The sequence below is a fragment of the Corynebacterium gottingense genome (assembly GCF_007559235.1).
Classification (GTDB): domain Bacteria; phylum Actinomycetota; class Actinomycetes; order Mycobacteriales; family Mycobacteriaceae; genus Corynebacterium; species Corynebacterium gottingense.
Genome location: NZ_VMHH01000014.1, coordinates 17,454 through 38,798, shown reverse-complemented (window position 1 = coordinate 38,798; position 21,345 = coordinate 17,454). Strand labels below are relative to the sequence as shown.

General features: G+C 66.3%; 19 protein-coding genes, 1 rRNA gene and 2 pseudogenes. 9 read left to right on the top strand and 13 right to left on the bottom strand.

From position 1 onward, the window contains the following. The first annotated feature begins 12 nt into the window (after positions 1-12). A 5S ribosomal RNA gene (rrf, locus tag FPH17_RS11235) occupies positions 13-130 on the top strand. A gap of 1,176 nt (positions 131-1,306) precedes the next feature. On the opposite strand, the gene FPH17_RS11965 is transcribed toward rrf, so the two are convergent. The 7 genes and pseudogenes from FPH17_RS11965 to FPH17_RS11205 form a co-directional block, all read right to left on the bottom strand. Beyond that, positions 1,307-1,480 carry a hypothetical protein gene (locus FPH17_RS11965; RefSeq protein ID WP_167496825.1) on the bottom strand — a complete coding sequence of 58 codons (174 nt, stop codon included), beginning with the start codon at positions 1,478-1,480 and terminating at the stop codon, positions 1,307-1,309. A gap of 296 nt (positions 1,481-1,776) precedes the next feature. After that, positions 1,777-2,421 carry a DUF3239 domain-containing protein gene (locus FPH17_RS11230; protein ID WP_154880630.1) on the bottom strand — a complete coding sequence of 215 codons (645 nt, stop codon included), beginning with the start codon at positions 2,419-2,421 and terminating at the stop codon, positions 1,777-1,779. An 11-nt stretch (positions 2,422-2,432) separates the two neighbouring features. Next, positions 2,433-4,073: a DNA repair helicase XPB gene (locus FPH17_RS11225; RefSeq protein WP_154880628.1), complete on the bottom strand. Its 1,641-nt coding sequence runs from the start codon at positions 4,071-4,073 to the stop codon at positions 2,433-2,435. 33 nt (positions 4,074-4,106) lie between these two features. Next, positions 4,107-5,309, bottom strand: coding sequence for an ABC transporter permease (locus tag FPH17_RS11220; protein ID WP_154880626.1), 1,203 nt, complete (start codon positions 5,307-5,309; stop codon positions 4,107-4,109). Next, positions 5,309-6,173 (bottom strand): annotated as a pseudogene (locus FPH17_RS12270) (ABC transporter ATP-binding protein). The gene FPH17_RS11220 and the pseudogene FPH17_RS12270 overlap by 1 nt, the downstream one beginning before the upstream one ends. Before the next feature lie 2 nt (positions 6,174-6,175). Further along, complete coding sequence (locus tag FPH17_RS11210) at positions 6,176-6,622, bottom strand: hypothetical protein (RefSeq protein ID WP_095277175.1); 447 nt, start codon at positions 6,620-6,622, stop codon at positions 6,176-6,178. Beyond that, entirely contained in the window at positions 6,619-6,876 is a 258-nt protein-coding gene (locus tag FPH17_RS11205; protein ID WP_095277173.1) for a helix-turn-helix transcriptional regulator, read from the bottom strand. The genes FPH17_RS11210 and FPH17_RS11205 overlap by 4 nt, the downstream gene beginning before the upstream one ends. Before the next feature lie 86 nt (positions 6,877-6,962). Here FPH17_RS11205 and FPH17_RS12265 point away from each other — a divergent pair, with 86 nt between their 5' ends. Both FPH17_RS12265 and FPH17_RS11200 read left to right on the top strand, forming a co-directional pair. Beyond that, positions 6,963-7,124: a hypothetical protein gene (locus tag FPH17_RS12265; RefSeq protein WP_414437259.1), complete on the top strand. Its 162-nt coding sequence runs from the start codon at positions 6,963-6,965 to the stop codon at positions 7,122-7,124. Then, a pseudogene (locus tag FPH17_RS11200) lies at positions 7,057-7,601 on the top strand (FAD-binding oxidoreductase). The gene FPH17_RS12265 and the pseudogene FPH17_RS11200 overlap by 68 nt, the downstream one beginning before the upstream one ends. On the opposite strand, the gene FPH17_RS11195 reads toward FPH17_RS11200, so the two are convergent. Next, positions 7,540-8,391 (bottom strand): hypothetical protein, encoded by an 852-nt coding sequence (locus FPH17_RS11195; RefSeq protein WP_154880625.1) that lies wholly within the window; start codon positions 8,389-8,391, stop codon positions 7,540-7,542. The pseudogene FPH17_RS11200 and the gene FPH17_RS11195 overlap by 62 nt on opposite strands. A 131-nt stretch (positions 8,392-8,522) precedes the next feature. Here FPH17_RS11195 and FPH17_RS11190 point away from each other — a divergent pair, with 131 nt between their 5' ends. Further along, positions 8,523-11,351, top strand: coding sequence for an FAD-binding and (Fe-S)-binding domain-containing protein (locus tag FPH17_RS11190; RefSeq protein ID WP_154880623.1), 2,829 nt, complete (start codon positions 8,523-8,525; stop codon positions 11,349-11,351). A gap of 136 nt (positions 11,352-11,487) precedes the next feature. Then, the gene (locus FPH17_RS11185) at positions 11,488-13,080 is read left to right on the top strand and encodes a purple acid phosphatase family protein (protein WP_238397206.1); all 1,593 of its coding nucleotides are present in this window, start codon (positions 11,488-11,490) and stop codon (positions 13,078-13,080) included. Between the two features lie 4 nt (positions 13,081-13,084). On the opposite strand, the gene FPH17_RS11180 is transcribed toward FPH17_RS11185, so the two are convergent. Next, positions 13,085-15,154, bottom strand: coding sequence for a helicase-associated domain-containing protein (locus FPH17_RS11180; protein ID WP_154880619.1), 2,070 nt, complete (start codon positions 15,152-15,154; stop codon positions 13,085-13,087). 67 nt (positions 15,155-15,221) lie between these two features. On the opposite strand from FPH17_RS11180, the gene FPH17_RS11175 reads away from it, so the two are divergent. Beyond that, positions 15,222-15,416, top strand: coding sequence for a hypothetical protein (locus FPH17_RS11175; protein WP_154880617.1), 195 nt, complete (start codon positions 15,222-15,224; stop codon positions 15,414-15,416). A gap of 101 nt (positions 15,417-15,517) precedes the next feature. Here the strand turns inward: FPH17_RS11175 and FPH17_RS11170 are convergent, their stop codons facing one another. Continuing rightward, entirely contained in the window at positions 15,518-16,201 is a 684-nt protein-coding gene (locus FPH17_RS11170; protein WP_154880615.1) for a resuscitation-promoting factor Rpf1 domain-containing protein, read from the bottom strand. Between the two features lie 284 nt (positions 16,202-16,485). Here FPH17_RS11170 and FPH17_RS11165 point away from each other — a divergent pair, with 284 nt between their 5' ends. Continuing rightward, positions 16,486-16,869: a cold-shock protein gene (locus FPH17_RS11165; protein ID WP_095535797.1), complete on the top strand. Its 384-nt coding sequence runs from the start codon at positions 16,486-16,488 to the stop codon at positions 16,867-16,869. Positions 16,870-16,890: 21 nt separating this feature from the next. On the opposite strand, the gene FPH17_RS11160 is transcribed toward FPH17_RS11165, so the two are convergent. After that, positions 16,891-17,418: a DUF2771 domain-containing protein gene (locus FPH17_RS11160; protein WP_154880613.1), complete on the bottom strand. Its 528-nt coding sequence runs from the start codon at positions 17,416-17,418 to the stop codon at positions 16,891-16,893. Between the two features lie 23 nt (positions 17,419-17,441). Next, entirely contained in the window at positions 17,442-18,272 is an 831-nt protein-coding gene (locus FPH17_RS11155) for a glutaminyl-peptide cyclotransferase (protein WP_154880611.1), read from the bottom strand. A gap of 58 nt (positions 18,273-18,330) precedes the next feature. Here FPH17_RS11155 and FPH17_RS11150 point away from each other — a divergent pair, with 58 nt between their 5' ends. Then, complete coding sequence (locus FPH17_RS11150) at positions 18,331-19,035, top strand: DUF3027 domain-containing protein (RefSeq protein ID WP_095277153.1); 705 nt, start codon at positions 18,331-18,333, stop codon at positions 19,033-19,035. 10 nt (positions 19,036-19,045) lie between these two features. On the opposite strand, the gene FPH17_RS11145 is transcribed toward FPH17_RS11150, so the two are convergent. Next, the gene (locus FPH17_RS11145; RefSeq protein ID WP_154880609.1) at positions 19,046-19,732 is read right to left on the bottom strand and encodes a hypothetical protein; all 687 of its coding nucleotides are present in this window, start codon (positions 19,730-19,732) and stop codon (positions 19,046-19,048) included. 157 nt (positions 19,733-19,889) lie between these two features. Between FPH17_RS11145 and FPH17_RS11140 the strand changes: the two genes are divergently transcribed. Further along, complete coding sequence (locus tag FPH17_RS11140) at positions 19,890-21,341, top strand: NCS2 family permease (RefSeq protein WP_154880607.1); 1,452 nt, start codon at positions 19,890-19,892, stop codon at positions 21,339-21,341. Positions 21,342-21,345 lie beyond the last annotated feature (4 nt).

The window sequence follows — 21,345 nt, the reverse complement described above, 5'->3', positions numbered from 1 at the left end:
CCCCGAGGGTGTGTCGGTGGTTGATGGCGGCGGGGAAACGCCCGGTCCCATTCCGAACCCGGAAGCTAAGCCCGCCCGCGCTGATGGTACTGCACTCGGGAGGGTGTGGGAGAGTAGGTTACCGCCGGCCCAATAATTGGAGATAATTGAATACTGTTTGTGCACCCCGTCGGGTGGGACCTGTTGTTGGTCCCTACCCGGCGGGGCGCTTTTTCTATTCCCGCGCGGGGTGGGGTGCAGTGCGGGGGCCGGTGGTGCTTGTGCGTGTGCGGGGCCTGGGATCTTCGCTGGGTGTCTGGGGTTGCCGTGGATCACTCTGCCACCGCAGAGTGGACAGGGGGTTGGGAAATCCGTGGCGCGTACCGTGCCGTCTTAGGACGGGGCGTCCCGTGTTCTACTCTGTGGCCGCAGAGTGACTTGGAAGAGTGGCACACCGAGACGCCTACTCTGCCACCGCAGAGTGGATCCTCGTTGAGTGTTTGGGGTTCCCGTGTGTTGACTCTGCCATTGCAAAACGAAAGGGAGGGGGCAGTTCGCTAGTGAGCCCGCCGAGACGTTTTCTCTGCGACCGCAGAGTAGATGCCGCCGGAGCGTAGCGGTTGTCAGCTGCCGACTGTGATGGGCATCAATGGCGGGGGCTCGGCCGACCCACGAGGCGCGTGTATTCGCAGCTAGCTCCATCTACACCGACCGGACACATACGACCAGGGCTTTTCCCGCGAGCCGAGCGCACATGGCGCTAGCTCCATCTGCGGCCACCAGACAAATGCGACCACGGCATTTACCGGCACCACCGTACAAACGGAGCTACCTCCAAATTGCACAGCCCGCGCAGAAGCTGCACAACCACCGCACCCACACACCTGGCACCGTCCCGCAAGACTCTGCGGCCGCAGATTGAATGGAAGCGTGGACCGCCGTGGTGCCTACGCTGTCGCCGCAGAGTGCCACCCGGTAGAATACTCGGGCAAAGGCTTCGCGGTTATCCTCACCGCATGATCGCCTGGCGTTGCTGTTGCCACCCGGTTCACGCGTGCTGGCGCACCGCCCAACCCCGCGTGCAGTCAGTAGGGCGGCTATCTGACGAGATCTCCGTGACGAAGATGCGAGACGACGTCCGTGAATTCGTCACCCCCTTCTCGTCCAACACACAGCGGCCATCAAACACATGGTCTTCTCGTCAAACACCCGAAACCACACCCCACCGAAACACCGAGCCAGACGAAGGCCACCCCGAGCCGGCGAACACCCCGCCACCGCAGAGTAGAAGTCGGGGCAGCGTCGGGCAGACGACTTTACTTCCTGGTTATTCTTGATGACTGTTTTTGACGCGATTAACCAGTACAGCTGCAACCATGGTGAGCAGCATGAGGATGATGAATCCGAGGATCGACTTGTTTGTGATGGCGACATAACTCGAAATTGCCAGCCCGAATAGTGCAACGACAATCGCATTGGGAGATATTTTGTGCCCGTTCATGAGTCCTCCTGTATTTGATCGTTAAGTACACACGCTGCCGCGAGCCTATCTGCACCACGTGTAATGGAACTTTATGCGATTACTGCGTTTCTTGTGGTGGCTCGGGGCTACTGTTGCCCCGGTGATAGTGGCTCCTATGACGGTGCAGAAAGCTCACCCGACATCAGGATTGGCTGTCCCTCGGGCAACCCCTGATCCGCTGATAACTTTGTCCTACTCAAGAGGACTGAACTCCACAACGCCCACCTCCACCAAATGAAGGCAGGCGTTGTGCGTCCTGGGCGGCGAAGAGCTCCCTAGAGCTCCACGAGGGTGTTCTTTGCCGCAGTGACGAGCTCGGCGTCCTTGCGGGCCTTGTCCAGGCGCTGCCACTGGTCCTGAGGGATCTCGGCGCGTGCGCGCGAAACCTCCTTGGTGTCCGGGGTGGCCCAGGCGATGGGCATCGGGGTGATGACCTGCCAGGTGTTCTTGTCGCGGGTGGAGCGCTGCCCGCCAACGGCGACGACGGGGACCTTCGTGCCCACCGTGTCGTGGGTGTTGGGGATGCGCTTGACCACGCGGGACGTGAGTGCCCAGCGGGCGGGGCCGCGGTCGGAGGCGTTCATGTTCACCAGCGCGGTCAAGGTGAGGGTCGTCCCGACATTTTCGGTGATGACTGCGGGGGCGAGCGGGTGGGCGGCGTAAAGCGCCTGCGTCTTGCCCACCGACTTGGGCAACATGAGTGCGACGATGAGCATCATGACGCCAAACAGGATCAGGCCAACGGAGGCGAGAAGGCGCCACGGCGACGTTGGGTCGATGAAGATCCACGCGGCGATGCCGCCGACGATACTGAGGACGAAGAGCGCGATGCCGGAGAGCACCATGCTCTTGGTGTCGCGGAGCAGTTCGTTGTGCTGCTTGGCGTATTCCTCGTCAACGTCGAAGTGAAACGTGCTCATGGGCGACCAGTCTATAGGTCGGCGGCGTCGACCAATCTGTAGGCATAGCCCTGCTCGGCGAGGAAGCGCTGGCGGTGCACTGCGTACTCGGCGTCGAGCGTGTCGCGCGCGACCACGGTGTAAAAGACGGCCTCGGCGCCGTCGTGCTTGGGACGGAGCAGCCGGCCGAGCCGCTGTGCCTCCTCCTGGCGCGAGCCGAACGTGCCGGAGACCTGGATTGCCACGGCCGCCTCGGGCAGGTCGATGGAGAAGTTCGCCACCTTGGACACCACGAGCGTAGACACTTCGCCGTCGCGGAAGGCCTGGAACGCCTGCTCGCGCTTCTTTGTGCTCGTTTTTCCGTCCACGAGTGGCGCGTCGATGCGCGCGGCGAGCTCCTCAAGCTGGTCCACGTACGCCCCGATGATGAGCGTTTGCTGGCCCTCGTGCTGGGCAAGCAGCTTATCGACGGCCCCCAGCTTCCCCTTCGAACACGCCGCGAGCCGGTACCGCTCCCGGGTCTCCGCCGTGGCGTAGGTCAGGCGCTCCTCCCGCGTGAGGGCGGTGCGGACCTCGACGCACTCGGCGGTGGCGATGTAGCCGGCCATCTCCAGCTCCTTCCACGGTGCGTCGTAGCGCTTCGGGCCGATGAGGGAGAAGACGTCGTCTTCGCGGCCGTCCTCACGTACGAGCGTGGCGGTCAGCCCGAGGCGGCGGCGCGACTGCAGGTCAGCGGCCATGCGGAAGACGGGGGCGGGGAGGAGGTGGACTTCGTCGTAAATGATGAGGCCCCAGTCGCGGGAGTCGAAGAGCTCGAGGGCGCGGTATTCGCCCTTGGTCTTGCGGGTCACGACCTGATACGTGGCGATCGTGACGGGGCGGATCTCCTTCTTCTCGCCGGAGTACTCGCCGATCTCGTTTGGGGTCAGCGAGGTGCGCCGCAGGAGTTCGTCGCGCCATTGGCGGCCGGCCACGGTGTTGGTCACCAGGATCAACGTGGTGGTCTGCGCCTGCGCCATGGAGGCCGCGCCCACGATCGTTTTGCCAGCGCCGCAGGGCAGGACGACCACGCCGGAGCCGCCTTCCCAGAAGGATTCGGTGGCGTACTGCTGGTAGTCGCGCAAGGCCCAGCCGTCCTGGTTGAGCTGGATCGGGTGCGATTCGCCGTCGACGTAGCCGGCGAGGTCCTCGACGGGCCACCCGAGCTTGGTCAGTTCCTGCTTGATCTGGCCGCGGGCGGACGGGTGGACGGGGACGGACGTGGCGTCGATAAGCGAGCCGATGAGCGGGCGAACCTTTTTACTGCGGGTGACCTCGGTGAGCAGCGCGGGCTCATCCGCCTCGAGGACGAGGCCGTGGGCGGGGTGTTGGAAGAGCTTGAGGCGGCCGTAGCGCGCCATCGTCTCCGCGACGCTGATGAGCAGCGGCTGCGGGACGGGGAAGCGGGAGTAGCGCTCGAGCGTATCCACGGCCTGCTCGGCGTCGAAGCCGGCGGCGCGCGCGTTCCACAACGCGAGCGGGGTGATCCGGTAGGTGTGGATGTGTTCGGGCGCGCGCTCGAGCTCCGCGAACGGGGCGAGCGCGGCGCGGGCCGCCCCTGCTTCAGGGTGCGCGACATCGAGCAGGACAGTCTTGTCCGACTGAACAATGAGCGGTCCGTCACTTAAAGGCATGGGGGCGATTATGCCTGTTTAGGGCACGAAATCCTAACCCCGCAGCGCCTCCGACCACTTGGTGGTTTTGCCGTTGTTGAGGATGGAACGACGGTAGATGCGGGCGGTGAGCCAGATGACCAGGCAGGTTGCGACTGCGGCGATGGCCAGCGAACCTGCGAGCTGGAGTGCGGTGAAGTCGCCGGCGGCGTAGGACAGCGGCGCAGCGAAGATCGACACCGGCGGGATCCAGCTGAACACCTGCATCCAGGTCGCACCGGTGTTCATCCAGCCAAACGCGGGGACGTAGGCGCTGGCGATGATCAGCAGCAGGACCGGCATCTGCGTGGACTGGAGGTCCTCGGTGCGCTGCACCATCGCACCGGCGGCGGCGTAGAGTCCGCCGAAGAACATCATGGCCAGCAGGTACGACAGGAGCATGACGGGCAGGATCGACCACGCGATGTCGACATCCTCGAGCAGTCCGGTCACCTTCAGGGCGATCCCAGCCGCGGCGACCAGGATCGCCGTGGAAATGAACCCGAAGACGAGGTTGCCCAGAATCTTGCCGGCCAGAAAGTCCAGCGGGCGGACGGTGGACAGGATGAGTTCCACGACGCGGGAGGACTTCTCCTCCGTGACACGGCTGCCAACCTGGGCGGCAAACGTGATCACCATGAACACGATGAGCATCAGCAGGATGAACGCGGTGAGAAGTTTGATGAAGTTTGCCTCGGATTCGGCATCGTCCTTGCCGGCGTCGAGGTCGCCGATATCGACCGGGACGACATCGATCTCAGGGCTGGCGGCCTCAAACTCGGCGGGTGTGACCCCGAGTTTCTCCAGCGCGGCGGACTGCGCGTAGGCCTCGGCGAGGGCATCGATCCTCGAGGTCACGTCGGTGTCGGGCAAGCCGTCGGAAATGACCTGCCACTCGTTGTCCTCCGCGATGAGCGCGGCATCCACATCGCCGTCGCGCACAAGACGCTCAGCTTCCGCGCGGTCGGCGGCATCTCGCGGCTCGAGGCCGGAACCTTCGAGCATGTGCTTATCGACGTCGACGACTGCCACCGACTGTGCCGAATCCTCTGGATCCTTGTCCTTCTGCCACGCGGCGAAACCGATCAGGCCGACAATGGCGAGCAGCATGATCAGCAGAGTGATCGTCACGGATTTCTTGGCGAACAGGATCTGGATTTCCCGCTTCGCGGTGGTCGTGATCGTGTGCAGGGGAGAGTATGTGTCGTGGGTGGACATTACTTGACAACCTCCTTGAACAGGTCGGTCAGGTCGGGGACGACGCGGGTGAATTCGTGGACATCGCCGGCCGCGAGAGCCGCGCGGAGGATGTGCTGATCGTTGCCGGTGGAGTTGGTCTCAAGGACGACGTGGTTCGGGGCGTCGTCGATAAGCACCGTGCCTTCCGGGTACCAGTCGCGGGCGGTGGTGCCGACCTTGTAGCGGACGGGGCCCTGGCTGCGCAGTTCGTCGACGGTGCCTTCGGCGACCATGCGGCCGCGGGTGACAATGCCGACGCGGTCGCAGAGACGCTGGACGAGGTCGAGCTGGTGAGAGGAGAAGACCACTGGAACGCCATTGGCCGCTCGGGCGGTGAGCATCGTGCTCATCACGTCGACGGCGACGGGATCGAGGCCGGAGAACGGCTCGTCGAGGATGAGGATGTCCGGGTCGTGGATGAGGCTGGCGGCGAGCTGCACGCGCTGCTGGTTACCCAAAGAGAGGTCATCGAGCTTGTCGTTCAGACGCTCGCCCAGGCCGAGCTCGCCCAGGAGCTCCTCGCCGCGCTTCTTGGCGGCCGCGCCGTCCACGCCGTGGAGCTTGGCCAGGAAGACGAGCTGGTCGAGGATCTTCTCCTTGCCGTACAGGCCGCGCTCTTCCGGCATGTAGCCGATGCGGCGCCGCGTGGCGTCGTTGAGCGGCGTGCCGGCCGGTATCGGCCTCGAGCACGCCCAGCGCGATGCGCATCGTGGTGGACTTGCCAGCGCCGTTGGAGCCGACGAAGCCGTAGAGTTCGCCGTCACCGACGGTGAAGTTCATCCCGTCGAGCGCCTGGGTCTCCCCGAAGCGTTTGTGCAGGTCTCTGATTTCAAGAGTGGTCATTGTCAGTCCTCCTTGCGGTTGAAGGTGATGGCGTAGGCGATCATGGGCAGTGGGTAGACGATGAGGAAAGTGAACAGCATGAAATAGCCGGCGGCGATGAGAGCCGTGCTGCCGGGGTGGTCAATCAGCTCACCGGTAAGCATGAAAGCGAAGCCGCCGATTCCGTTGAGCAGGGCGAACACTTTCATCGCGCGCTTGCGCCAGGTGTCCAGCACGCTGCGCTCGTACTCGTCGAGCAGATCGTCTGGGATGCTGTCAGCGTTGCCGTTCTCGGCTCGGATCTGTGCCCATGCAACCAAGCTGATCACCACGAAAACGAACGAGAGTCCAGACAGCCACCACTGGCTCAGCGTCAGCTGGAGTGCGGTGCAGACGATGAAAGCGAGCATGAAGAAAAAGAAAACAAAGATCAGAGTCTTCGTTTTTCTCTCGCGGTCGAGGCGTTTCATTTCGGGTACAGCTCCTTCGACATAGGGGCGAATTCGGTGCGGGAGAACACGGCCTCGACGGGGAGGTCGAACACCTCGCAGACGCGGAAGGCGAGGTCGAGGCTGGGGGAGTGGTCGCCGCGCTCCAAAGCGCCGATGGTCTGCGGGTTCACGTCGATGAGCTCGGCGAGTTGGTTGCGCGACATGTCGCGCTCCGTCCTCAAGACGCGAACCCGATTGTGTATCGGGATCTTCGGTTTCTTACGTGGTGCCACACAAGTAAGTGTTGTATAAATGCAACAATCTGTCAATGAATTTGAAGAAAAAAGTTTGGTGAACCCGATGGGGACAGCATGAGACTATGGCTGCAACAATCACGTCCGCCGCCGCGCATCTGGTCCGCGAATTGGGCTCCGACCAGACAATTTCCACCCGCCAGATCGATCGCATTAAGTATGCCCACGACGCGTCGCACTTCCTCTACACCCCCGCAGGTGGTGGCGGAGGCGCGGAACGCCAATGACGTGGCCGCGGCCTTCCGGGCCTCGGCATCGTCCGGCACGCCAGTCGTGCTGCGTGCGGGGGGGGGTACCTCGCTGTCCGGTCAGGCGGGCGGCGGCGGAATGATGATCGACGTGCGCAAGTATTTCCGCGGCGTTGAGGTGCTCGACGGCGGAAAGCGTGTGCGGGTTCAGCCCGGTTCGACGGTGCGCCAGGTCAATGCGCACCTCGCTCCGTACGGCCGCAAGTTGGGGCCGATCCGGCATCTGAGGGCGAGGCGACGCTCGGTGGAGTGATCTCCAACAACTCCTCCGGTATGGCGTGCGGGACCAAGTTCAACACGTACCGCACGTTGGAGTCGATGACGTTCGTGCTGCCGTCCGGCACCATGATCAATACCGCGGATCCTGGGGCGGGGCAGCAGTTCCGCGAGCAGGCTACCGGCGCGGGCGGAATGGGTTGGCCGTCCAGGCGATGGAGTCGCGCGACTCGGGCGTAATCACAAATCCCTGGGCATCCTGACCCCAGAATCGGTTTGTCAGGATGTCTTTGGTGTGCGTGGAGTACGTAAAGAAGATCACGCCCAGGCCGAAGGGGCGCGTGGGCGCGGAAGCCTCGGCGTAGCGCACCGCAGCCGGCTCGAGGGCCTCGCGCGAAAACTCCGTGGAGGCGTAGCTCCCGTCCTGGCGGTAGAAGAACGGATCGACCTGGTGCAGGCGTAGTCCGTTCGAGTCATCCGTGACCGCAAGCACCACGCTAAACGCATCCCACTGGGCCGGGAAAGCCTGCACAATCGGCTGGATTGCTGAGGCAAGCTCTCGCAAGCGCTGGTCCTCGTCGGCCGCGGTGGTTGTCTCACTGGGGGCGGGGCGCTCGCGGAATGGGTTGACTGCGTGTGCCACCGCCGGCCACGTTTCCTCAGTGATGGCAAGTTGTTGGGCGTCGGCGTCCCAGAACCACTTGGTGAGGACTCCCGGCGTGTCGTAGGCATACGTGATGAAGAGGATGGCCTGCTCAAAGGTTTCGCGGCCTTGCGTCGCGAGCAATTCGAGCGCCGGGGCTTCGAGCGTGTCTCGGGAGAACACTGCTGCGGCGGCGGCGCCGTCCTTGCGGTAGAAGATCGGGTCGACCTGGGCAAGCGTGGCACCGTGGCCGGCCTGCGTAAACGTCAACGCGATGGTGTAACCGTCCCAGGGCGCGCCAAAACCCGCGATCTGTGGTTTGAGCGCCTCAACGAGTGCCAGGAGTGCCTGTTCCTCGTTGTCGGTGGTGTGGTGTGTGTCAGTCATTGGGGGTTCTGCTCCGTTCGTCTCCGCGTGCCAGTGGTTCTGTGATGCACGATGCAGTTCCTGGGGTTACGTGACGTTGGGTATGTATTAACTCCAACTATTTGCCCACCACACGGCGTAACATTCCGCGTATGACTGCCACGATTCCCGCAACCGACACGCACCTCACCGACACCCTGCACCGTGAACTCGGCACCGAAGACACCGTCCACACCGAACTGGTGGACCGCATTAAGTACGCACACGACGCCTCCCACTTCCTGTACACCCCGGACGCCGTCGTGGAGGCGCGCGACGCCTTCGATGTCGCCGCCGTCTTCCGCGCCGGGCGCGCCTCGGGCACGCCGGTGGTGTTGCGCTCCGGTGGCACCTCGCTCTCTGGCCAGGGCGGGGGCAAGGGGCTGCTTGTCGACGTCCGCAAGCACTTCCGTGACGTCGAGGTCCTTGACCGCGGCAACCGGGTCCGCGTGCAGCCCGGCGCGACGGTGCGCTCCGTGAACGCTCGGCTGAACCTGTACGGCCGGAAGTTGGGGCCGGACCCGGCGTCGGAAAGCGCGGCCACCCTGGGCGGCGTGATCGCGAACAACTCCGCGGGCATGGCCTGCGGCACCGAGTTCAACACCTACCGCACGCTGGAGTCCATGACGTTCGTGCTGCCCTCCGGCACCGTGATCAATACGGCGGATGCGGACGCGAACAACCAGTTCCGCGCGCAGGAGCCGGAGCTCTTCGACACGATTGTGCGCCTGCAAAAGCGCGTGCGCGAGAACCCCGAATCCGTGGCAAAGATCGAGCGCCACTTCGCGCTGAAGAACACGATGGGCTACAGCGTCAACGCGTTCCTGGACTTCGAGGAACCGGTGAAGGTGTTCGAGCACCTGCTCATCGGCTCTGAGGGCACGCTGGCGTTTATCGCGGAGGCGGTGCTGCGCACGGTGCCGGTGCCGAAGGTGAAGACGACGTCGGTGGCGGTGTTTAAGAGCATTGATGCGGCGACGCGCAGCCTGCCGGATCTGTTCGCCTCCAAGGCGGCCACGCTGGAGCTCATGGACTCGCACTCCATCGAGGTGGGCCGCAGCTTCGCGTCCGTGCCGCAGGAGATCACCGGCTTTGACGTGGACGGCCAGGCGGCGCTGCTCATCGAGTACCACGCCGACGACGAGGAGGAGTTGCGCGCCCGCGAGAAGGAGGGTGCCGAGATCCTGCGCAACCTGGAGCTGCAGAACCCCGCAGTGTTTTCCACCGACGCGTCGGCGGCGGCGAAGGCGTGGGCGTTCCGCAAAGGCCTCTACGCCCAGGTGGCCGAGGCGCGCCCGTCCGGCACGACCGCGCTGCTGGAGGACGTCGTTGTCCCGGTCGGAGACCTGGCCGACACGTGCTCCGGGCTGCAGGTGATGTTTGACCAGTACGGCTACGAGGACGCCGTCATCTTCGGCCACGCCAAGGACGGCAACATCCACTTCCTCATCACGGACCGTTTCGAGGGCGAGGAGAACCTCACTCGCTACAACGGCTTTAACGACGCACTCGTGGACCTGATCCTCGGCGCGGACGGCAACCTGAAGGCCGAGCACGGCACCGGGCGCGTGATGGCGCCTTTCGTGCGCCGCCAGTACGGCGACGAGGTCTACGACGTCATGGTGCAGCTCAAGCGCGCGGTCGACCCGCAGGGCACGATGAACCCGGGCGTCATCATCACCGATGACCCGGAGGAGCACCTCCACAACATGAAGCTGTCCGCCACGGTCGAAGACGCCATCGACAGCTGCGTCGAGTGTGGCTACTGCGAGCCGGTGTGCCCGTCGCGCGACCTGACCATGACCCCTCGCCAGCGCATCGTCGTGCGCCGGGCCCGCGCGCAGGCGCTCCTCGACGGCGACATGGACACCGTCCGCGAGCTGGACAAGGCCTACCAGTACCAGGGCATTGACACGTGCGCGGTGGATTCGATGTGCGTCACCGCCTGCCCGGTGGGCATTGATACCGGCAAGTTCATCAAGTCCCTGCGCCGCGAGCAGGCCACGACGCTGGAGAACGAGGGCTGGGCCGCGGCCGCGAAGGCGTGGGCGCCGGCGAACAAGGTGGCCTCCGTCGCGCTGACCGGCGCGCACTACATGCCGACCGGCCTGGTGCAGAAGGTGACGGACGTCGCCCGCGCGCTGGTCGGCGAGGACACCGTGCCCGAGTACCGTCCCGAGCTGTCCAAGGGCGGCCGGACCCGCTCGAAGGCGTTCGGCGAGCGCATTGGCAGCAAGTTTGCGGAGCTGGTTGGCGTCTTCGTCCCGGCCTGCGTGAACTCCATGTTCGGCCCGCAGGGCGACGGCGTGGGCGCCTCGGAGGCGTTCGCCCGCCTGGTGGAGCGCGCCGGGCTGGCGCTCATCGTCCCGGAGGAGATCGACGCGCTGTGCTGCGGCACCCCGTGGTCCTCCAAGGGCATGGCCAAGGGACACGACGTGATGGAGCAGCGCGCCCAGGAAGCGCTCATGGCAGCGACCGACGGCGGCCGGCTCCCCGTGGTCGTGGACGCGTCGTCGTGCACCCAGGGCTTCCAGGGCATGGCGGAGAAGGTGGGCATCACCGTCCTCGACGCGATCGAGTTCGTGGAGCAGCACGTCGTGGACAAGCTCACCGTGCCGCAGAAGCTGGATTCGGTGACGCTGCACCCCACCTGTTCCTCGACGCACCTGGGCATCAACGAGCAGCTGGTGGCAGTTGCGGAGCACGCGGCGGAGCACGTGCATGTGCCCGCGGACTGGAACTGCTGCGGCTACGCGGGCGACCGCGGCATGCTGCACCCGGAGCTGACCGAGTCGGCCACCAAGCGCGAGGCCCGCGAGGTGGAGCAGCTCGGCGCGCGGCACCACGCGTCGTCGAACCGCACCTGTGAGCTTGGCCTGACCAGCGCGACGGGCGAGGATTACCACCACGTCCTCGAGCTGCTGGAGCGCGTGAGCCGTTAGCTTATCGACGCCACTGTGACCGGAGCCACTCCGCTCCGGTGGCCGCGGTCTGGGAGCTGCCTTAATTTAGAGTGCGTGAACCTCAATGGCTGACTGTCAGTCATCTGAAACCCCGCATTGAAGGAGCTTCACCGTGATGCGTTCCCGTTCGCTCGCACTCGCCACCGCCGCAGCTGTTACCGTCTCCGGCATCCTCGTCCCCGCCGCTTCCGCTGAGCAGCGCGAGGTGACCAACGAGTACATCGCCGACAACTTCCACAGCCCGTTCACGCTGCCGGAGAAGTCTCCGAAGGGCGTAATCCTGCAGGTGGGCGGCAACGAGAACGAGGCCATGCTCAACTGGGTGACCCAGAAGGGGATCACCGGCCAGTCTGTGCAGTTCGCGCCGGAGGGCACCGACGTGGCCAAGGGTGAGGTCGTGGCCGCTACCTCTAAGGACTCCGTCGTCTCCCTCACCGAAGGCAAGCTGAAGAACCCCGAGGTTGAGCCGGTCTTCAACACCATCGCCGAGCACAAGGCGACCATCTCCGGCCTGAAGCCGGGCACCTCCTACTCCTACCGCGTGGGAAGCGAGCAGGACGGTTGGTCCGACACCTACACCTTCAAGACGGACAAGGCCGACGCCGAGAAGTGGAACTTCCTCCTCTTCGGCGACGTGCAGCTGTACTCCACCAAGGACCTCAAGGCGCAGACCAAGGGCTGGGACGACAACGTCACCAAGGCTACGAAGCAGTTCCCGGACACCTCCTTCATCCTCTCCGCGGGCGACCAGGCGAACCACTCCGCGCTGCACGAGCACGAGGCATTCATCTCCCCGGATGAGCTGCGCTCCTACCGCACCGCGGTGAACATGGGCAACCACGACAACTACTACGCGCCGAGCTACGAGGCGATGTACAACCTGCCCAACCAGGAGGACGAGAACTACTGGTTCACCCACAACAACGCGCTGATCATCTCCCTGGACTCCAACGACTGGGAGGATCTGGACGACGACGTTGACTTCCTGCGCCGCACCGTCAAGGAGCAGGGCGAGGGTAAGGACTGGGTCATCGTGACCTACCACCACTCCACCTTCTCCCAGGCGTACCACCAGGAGGACCGCGGCATCATGTACTGGCGCGAGCGCATGACGCCGGTGCTCTCCGAGCTGGACGTTGACCTGGTGCTCGGCGGCCACGACCACATCTACGCCCGCTCCCACCTCATGAACGGCTACACCCCGGTCGACTCCGGCCGCGAGGCGAAGATCGGCGAGACCCTGGCGAAGAAGCCGGGCGAGGTCCAGTACATCACCACCAACTCCGGCTCCGGCTCGAAGTACTACCAGTTCTTCGACTTCAAGACGGGCGAGCGCGACGAGGACACCAAGGAAAACTTCGACCAGACGGTCAAGGAAAAGACCATCCGCGATTACACCGCGCTGTGGAACCAGCAGGAGGTGCCCAACTACACCAACGTTGAGGTCACCCCGGAGGGTCTGAAGGTTTCCACGTTTGCGTACAACACCGGCGACCGCGTCGATGAGTTCACCCTGACCCGCGCCGCCGACGATGCGGGCCAGGGTGATCAGGGCAAGCAGGACCCGCAGGAGGGCGGCTCCTCCGACAACACCCTGGCCATCGCGCTGGGCGTGCTGGCCGGCCTGCTCGCAATCCTGGGTGGCGGTGCTTGGGCCGCGCAGCAGGGCCTGATCCCGGGCGTGAACCTGGACACGCTGCTCCCGTAAGGGGCTAGGCCAGCTCCACCCCGGCCACGCGCGCGATGGGGAGGCGGACGACCTTGTCGGTCGCCTCATCGAGCAGGTCGGCCCGCCCCTCCCGCACCGAGAGCGGCAGTGCCGCGAGCTGGTGCTGCTCGCCGGCACCGGAGAAATAGGTCACGCGCACGTGGCGCCGGCCGCGCGCCGCCGCGCGCAGCACCTCTGCGGGGGCCTCCTTGTCGCTTGTCGACGCCACCTTCGCCCCCGCAGTCAGCGCCCCGACGAGCTGCTCCACGCGGCCCTTGTCGATCTGGTAGTCGCGCGCCAACGTTGCAGGTGTCGCGCGCACCAGCGCCGGTTCCGGGGCGAGGTCGATGGTGGCGCCGTCGGCGTCTTCGGCGGCCGGTTGCAGGCCGGCGTCGCGAAGCCGGGCGATCAGCTGCGGTAGCGGGAGCTGGGAGACGGCGACGGTGGGGGCGAGGATACGCAGCGGCGCGTGCTGCGCGGCGGCCGCGAGCGCAGCCGGGTCCTCGCTGCGCAGGTAGCTCAGCGCGGAGCCTGCGCGGACGGCACCGTGGGTGCGCGCGACGTCGTCAAGCAAAAAGCCCAACCCCTGCGGAACCTCTCCGAGGGCGTGGGCCTCGAGCCATGCCTTGAGCTCCTCGGCGGTACGGCCGGCGTCGAGGGCGCGGCGCACGGAGGCGTCGCTGACGCGCCAAACGCTGGCCAGGCCGGGTGACTCGAGCTGGGCGAAGGATTCGAGCATGGACGCCATCGCCGGCGGGAGGGGGCCAGGCGCGAGGATGGTGAGGTCCGTCTGGGCGATGACGGCGTCGATTTCCGCGGGGACCAGCTCGCGGGTGGCCGCGGCGACGTCGCCGCGCGCGAGCAGAACCCGCAGCGGCGTGGACGGGGTGGGGGCGAGGGCGCCGAATGTGCGCGCCTCTTCGGCGAGCTGAGCGACGAATTCCGGGCGCAGCCCCGCGGTATCGAGCGGGGCGTGGAAGAGGAGCTGCTCCATGTCGCCGCCGTGGCGAGCGACGACCTCGCGGGTGCGCCGCAGGTCCGGCTGGCGCGACTCGGTGCTGAGCAGGCGGCCCTGGTCAAGGCGCCACGGGGAGGCGAGCCAGCCGGCGAGGAGGATCGCCCACTGGTCCGAGATCGGCGCGTCGAGCCAGCTCAACGCGTCCTTGGTGGCGGCGAGCGCGTTCGTGTCGTCCGCGCCGGTGCGGGAGTCGTCGACCGGGCCGCGCCCGATGAGGCCGGCGGCCTCGCCGACGGTGATGGTGAGGCCGGGGTCGAACCCGAGCTCCTTGGTCAGCGCGGCGAGGGTGCGCACGCCCACGGAGCCGTCCTTGTTCAGCGGCGCGGGTGTGCGCAGCAGGCGGGTGAGCAGCTGGCGCGCCTGTCGCACGGCTTCCAGGCCCGCGGCGGTGGCGTCGCGGTCCACGGTCGTCTGGTCTGCCTCCGGCTCCGGCGGGGCGGTAAGCGGGTGGACGCGCGGGGTGCGCCCGCGGAAGGCGAGGAGGACAGGCTCGGGGAGACGGACGGAGTGCGCGTCCATGCGGACCAGGAGTCCGTCCGCGACGAGGCGGGCGGCGGGAGTAGTGGGGTCGGCGTCCGGCGCGGCGGCCTTGGACAAGCCGATGCCGCCGCCTGCGGCCAGCGACTCGATCACTTTGCGCTGGCGCGCATCGAGGGCCGCGAGCTTTGCGTCCAGGTCGGCCGGAGGGCGGTCGGCGACGCGCCAGGCCTGGGGCAGGGGAGCGACGGCGCCGGGGGCCACGCGCACCAGCTCGCCGGAGCCAGCAGCGCCGCCGTCGTAGACGAGCGCTGCGTCGCGCAGCCGGGTCGTGTCGCCGAAGGGGGGCGGGTCGGTGGGGGAGAGCTCGGCACCGGCGTCGACAAGCGATTGCAACGTGGCGAGGTCTGCGGCGTTGAGCGCGCGCAGCGCACGGGCAGTGGAGGCGGGCTGCGTGAGGCGCGTGGCCAGCGACGCCAGCGAGGGCGGAGGCGGGAAGAACGCGTCCGGGCGCAGGGCGATGAGGCGGCGCAGGGCGTCGGGGGTGAGCTGGTTGAGCGCGTCGGCGAAGTCAGTCATGTCGGGGTACAAGCTTAGTGGGTGACTTTGCGTGCGTTTTGACCACGGACGTGACAGAATAAGGGGCATGGCTAAAGATGTAGAGAAGATCGGTCGCGCAAACCCGGCGTGGCCTGAGCACACCCCAGGTAATGGTCACCCCGTGACGGAGATTTCCTCGAAGATCGCCGGCGCCTCCAGCCCCTTCGGCAACGAGCTCGTGCTGCCGATGCCGGCTGAGGCAACCGGTTACGTGCACCCGACCACGCGCATCAACCGCTAGCGCGTCCGCGGCACGAAAAAGCGCCTCCGAGGTTCCCCAACAGGGATCCGCGGAGGCGCTTTGCTGTGCGCTGCACAGCCGCCGTTTAGCCGTTTAGCCGTTTAGCGCAGTGCCTGTGCCTGCACCTGGGCGATGATGCCGTTGATGTTGCCGTTGAAGACGGCGTCGATCAGCGGCTGGTTCGCCTTGTAGAACGCGTTGTAGTCGTGGCGGTTCGCGGCGTAGGTGTTGTGGACCTGCGCCGGGACGCCGAGGCCGGCGTTGTTCAGCGTGGCGACAACCTGGGAGTACAGCTCGTCGACGGCCAGAGTGGTGTCCTCCTGGACCGGAGCCTGCTCAGCCGGGGCGGCCGGTGCGGGCGCCGGAGCCGGCTCGGGGGCCGGAGCTGGCTGGGCTGCCTGCGCGTCGCGGTTGGTCGGCGCGGAGTTCAGGCCGAGGCTGGCGGAGCAAGCGGGCCATGCGCCCCAGCCCTGCTGCGCCAGGGTGCGCTCGGCGACGATGATCTGCTGCTCGCGGGTGGCCTGGTCCGCGGTCGGGGCGAACTCGCCGCCGCCGTACGCCTGCCAGGTGCCGTAGTTGAACTGCAGGCCACCGTAGTAGCCGTTGCCGGTGTTGATGTGCCAGTTGCCGCCGGCCTCGCAGCCTGCGAGACGGTCCCAGTCGGAGTCGGGAGCGGCGGATGCCTGCGGAGCAAGCGCGCCGACACCTGCGAGGGCTGCTGCCGCTGCGGTGCCTGCGAGGGCCTTCTTGGCCGGGGAAGTGGTCTGCTTGGAGTGGCGACCCATAGGTGAAAAATCCTCTCTCGGTTCTGCCTGTCTAGCGTTGCGGGTCAGCCTAGCGGTTTATAACGATTGAGTCACGCAATGGGCACGAAACGGGTGTCGGTGAGGCGTGGCGTCGACAAGCGTGGCCCCGAAAGCGCTGGTCAAGGCGTTGCAGAAATATTCAGTGAATTACGCCACAGTGGTGCGGTTTGGAAGCGGGAGGAGGTGGATGGGTACGATCACCTCTTTCGTTAAGGTGAAGGGAACGCCCTTACGGGCACGATACGAGTAAAGGAAGATGCATTATGCCTATCGGAAAGGTGAAGTGGTTCGACGCCGACAAGGGCTTCGGCTTCGCATCCAACCCGGGTGAAGAGGACGTCTTTATTGGCAAGTCCGTGCTTCCCGACGGCGTCGAGGAGCTCGTCCCCGGCCAGCGCATCGAGTTCGATTTCGCGGCCGGGCGCAAGGGCCCGCAGGCGCTGCGCGTGAAGGTGCTGGAGACGCCGAAGCGCCGCCCCGTGCACAAGCACACCCCGGAGCAGCTGGGGAGCATGCTCGCGGACGTGATGACGATGATTGAGACCGAGGTTCAGCCGGCCCTGACCAACGGCCGCTACCCGGACCGCAAGGAATCCCGCCAGGTGGCGGAGATCCTGCGCGCCGTGGCCCGCGAGCTCGACGCGTAGCGGGGCATTGCTTATCGACGCCTACGCGTCACCCACACTAACCGACCACGTGGCGAGGACAGGGATTTCTTCCCCGTCCTCGCCACGATCTATTTCCAGCGCCGAGACCTCCGCAACCACGAGGCGCGCGCCCGACTCCGTCACCGCCTCCACGGTCTGCTCGTTGGACTCGTTCGACTGAAACACCTGCTCGTTGTTCGCCGCGGGGTCGTCGTAGATGGTGAGCAGGCGCCACCCAGAGCTGGAGATCTCTTCCGGCACGTTGAATCGCAGCTCGGTCGCGTCGCCCAGCTCAAGCGCGGGCGGCTCGCCGCCGTCGCACTGCTCATCCAGCGGGCAGACCGTGTACGGCGCCAGCTCCTGCGAATTGTCCCCCGCGGCGACCTGCACGCGGACGTCGTGCACCGGTGTCGACGGCGCGGAGCGCTGCCACTCCAGGAACGCGTAGATACCCCCGACCAGCACAATTACGAGCACGGCGATGACCGCGATCTGCTTCAGCGCGCCGCCACCCGACGCCGCTCCGGACTGTTTTGCCGTAGATGCCATGCGCGCCAGTCTAACCGGGTGCGCTAGCCGGACTGGCCGTCGGCCGGTTCGAAGGTGACCCGGTATAGGTCCGGCCAGCGCTTGCCGGCCAGCAGGAATTCGTCCGTGCCCGGCAGGTGTGCGATGCCGTTGAGTACGTTGTTGGGGTCGGGGGAGGCGTGGTTGGGGAGCGCGGAGGCGTCGATAAGCGCTGTGACCTCGCCCGAGTTGGCGTCGATGCGCACAATATCCGTGGTGGTAAACACGTTGGCGTAGATGTCGTCGCCCACACACTCGAGCTCATTGAGTCCGGTGACGGGGGCGCCGTCCGCGGTGACGCGGAACCGCTCGCGCTCCTCAAGCGAATCCGGATCCATGCGGCGCAGCTCCGCCGAGCCGTCGGAGAAGATGAGCTCCTCGCCCCGGTTACACAGGCCCCAGCCCTCCCCCTCGTAGGAGACGCGACCCGTCTCTTCCAGCGTGGAGGCGTCGCGGCGGATGGCGGTGTTGTCCTGCCAGGTGAGCTGCCAGAGCGCATCGCCCACGCGGGTGATGCCCTCGCCGAACAGCTCCGGGTCCAGGTCCACCGACTGCGACTCGGCGCCGTCGAGCGAGCGCCGGTAGATGCGGGACTCGCCCTCCTGCCCGGTGCCCACCAGCAGCGAGCCGTCCTGGTCCACCTCCAGGCCCTGGGTAAAGCTGGTGGGGTCGAAATCGTAGCGCTCCTGCACGACCGCGCGCAGGCGCTCGGGGGCAGCATTGGGCACGGTGTCGGGCGCTGTGTCGGGCAGGGTGTCGTCGTCGCACGCGGTCAGCGATGCGCAGACGGCAAGGGAGGCAGCGGCTACTGCGGCTGCGCGGCGAGTGAAGATCATGCCCCTATCTTGCACCACCTGCACACCCGCTGTACTCGTGCGCCCGGCGTCGCGCATAATGGTGAGCGTGTCACATTCCAACAAACGCTCCCGCAAGCGGCCCGACGCGGCCACGCCACTGCTCAGCGCCAACGCGATCGACACCGCGCGCGAAGCGCTCGAAGAGATCGCGCAGCCCGAGGAAATCGGTGAGCACATCGGCGTGGGCGGGTTGAGCCACAACGTCGCGACGCATCGGTTTGCCGCGCAGGTCCCCGGGTACCCCGGCTGGGAATGGAACGTCGTCGTCGCCTGCGCCACGGGCTCCGACTGGGTGACCATCAACGAGCTCGCGCTCATGCCCGCTGCCGGCGCGCTCGAAGCGCCCGACTGGGTGCCGTACTCCGAGCGGCTGCGCCCCGGCGACCTCGGCCCGGGCGACATCATCGAGATCGCGCCTGACGACGATCGCCTCACCGAAGACTCCTTCTCCCGCCACGCCGTCACGTTCCCGGGGCGGGAAACGAAGCACTACCTCACCGAAAAGGGGCTCAGCGACGCGGAGAAGCGCTGGCGCACCGGCGACTACGGCCCGAACAGCGAGTTTGCAGAGAAGGCAGCGCTGCACTGCCGCAGCTGCGCGTTCTACGTCCCGATGGGCGAGCCGGTCGGCGACAACTTCGGCGTGTGCACCAACGAGTACTCGGCTGACGGTCACGTTGTCGCCGCGTCCTACGGGTGCGGCGCCCACGCCGATACGACGGTGGAATCGGTCGGGCTCTAGCGCGGCGTGCCTAGAGCGGTGTCGCCCGCCCGCGGCGCAGCTCGTTGACCTCACGGTGCGTGGGCACTTCGCGGCGCTCCACCCAGCGGCGCGCCGGGCGCCGCGTCCCGTACTCCAGCCACGACGTGACCAGGCGCGCGCCGCACAGCGGGTCGACCACCCACACCTCGCTGGTGAGCAGGTCCGAGCGGACGAAGCCGCCGTCGAGGTGGCGCACCTCGACGCCTTGTCCAGCGAGGATGTCCACCACGCCGTCGAGCGCGATCGAGGCGGAGGTGTGCTCGTGGCTCGATACGTACGCGGCCCCGTGCTTGAGCAGGAGGAGGGGGTTCATGATGGCGGAGACGACCCGCCCCGTGGCGTCGACAAGCAGGCCCTCGTCGGCACCCGCCTGAGCGAGTTCGAGCCGCTGCCACCCCAGGTCCGGGCCGACAAAGGCGGGGGTGGTGCGCTCGTCGCGCACCGGCTGGGCGGCGACCGCGATCTCCAGCGGCATGGGGGCCAGCGGGCGAAGCTCGAGGGAGGCCGAGCTGCCCTCGACCACGAGGACCGCGCGGCGCGTACCACCCACCAGGCTTAGGCGGAGGCGGAGTCGATGTATCTCGGCGGTGGAAACGCCGAGGTGGCGCAGCGTGGAGGTATACGCGGCGGCGTCGACAACCGCCCCCTCTTGCACGACGAAAGTGAATGAGTGCACCGCGGGCCTTTCCGTGAGTGGGGCAATGGTTGCAATGGTCGTATTTGTAAAAATGCCAAGAAAAGTGACAGTCTATGTCACGGAAACGGCAGTATGTATCCAGGCCGTGCCATTCATAATTCAATCATCCTGAAGGGGATAGGGGAGAACATCCGACGTGAGTACCGTCACCTCAAACGCCTCGCCGCAGGGCGGGCTTGACCGATTCTTTCACATCAGCGAACGCGGCTCCACCGTCGGCACGGAGATCCGCGCCGGCGTAGTGACCTTCTTCGCAATGGCCTACATCGTGCTGCTCAACCCGCTGATCCTGGGCACCAGCGCGGACCGCGACGGCGTGGTGCTGGGCATCCCACAGGTCGCCGCCGTGACCGCGCTCGCCGCGGGTGTGATGAGCATTCTCTTCGGCGTAATTGCCAAGTACCCCTTCGGCATCGCCACTGGCCTGGGCCTGAACACGCTCGTGGCCGTCACGCTCGTGGGGCAGCAGGGACTGACCTGGCCGGAGGCCATGGGCCTGGTGGTTATCGACGGCATCATCATCGTCCTGCTCGCCATCTCCGGCTTCCGCACCGCGGTGTTTGACGCGATTCCGGACTCCATGAAGGTGGCCATGAGCGTGGGCATCGGCATGTTCATCGCCATGATCGGCCTCGTGGACGCAGGCTTTGTCCGCCGCGTGCCCGATGCGGCAATGACCACCGTACCGGTCCAGCTCGGCTTTAGCGGCTCCATCGCCTCCTGGCCCACCTTCGTCTTTGTGATCGGCCTGATCATCTGCGGCTTCATGGTTGCACGCAACGTGCCTGGCGGCCTGTTCATCGGGATCGTCATCACCACCATCATCTCCCTGATCGTGGAGCACTTCGCCGGCGCCGGTTCCTCCGCGGATGATCCGCACGGCTGGTCGCTCGCCGTGCCGGAGCTGCCCAGCTCGCTCGGAGGCGTCCCCGACCTGTCGCTCGTGGGCAACATCGACCTGGCGGGCGCGTTCGTGCACCTGGGCGTCGTCGCCGCCTCGCTGCTGGTGTTCACCCTGGTCCTGGCCAACTTCTTCGACGCGATGGGCACCATGACGGCGCTCGGCCGCCAGGCCGAGGTGACCGACGAGCACGGCAACCTGCCCGACATGAAGCGCGCCCTGGTTGTCGAGGGCTTCGGCGCGGTGCTCGGCGGCGCCGCCTCCTCGTCCTCCAACACCGTCTTCGTCGACTCATCCGCAGGCATCGCCGACGGCGCGCGCACTGGCCTGGCCAACGTGGTCACCGGCGTGCTCTTCCTCGCCGCCATGTTCTTCACCCCGCTGTATGAGATGGTGCCCATCGAGGCAGCAGCACCGGTCCTCGTCGTCGTGGGCGCCCTGATGATGATGCAGGTGGGCAGCATTGACTGGACCCGCTTCGACGTCGCCTTCCCGGCGTTTCTCACCATCGTCGTCATGCCGCTGACCTACTCCATTGCCAACGGCATCGGCGTCGGCTTCATCGCGTTCACCGTGATGGCCGTATTTACCGGCAAGCACAAGCAGATCCACTGGATCATGTGGCTCATCTCCGCCCTGTTCGTGGTCTACTTCGCGCAGGGCCCGCTGCTCGCCGCACTGAGCTAGGAGA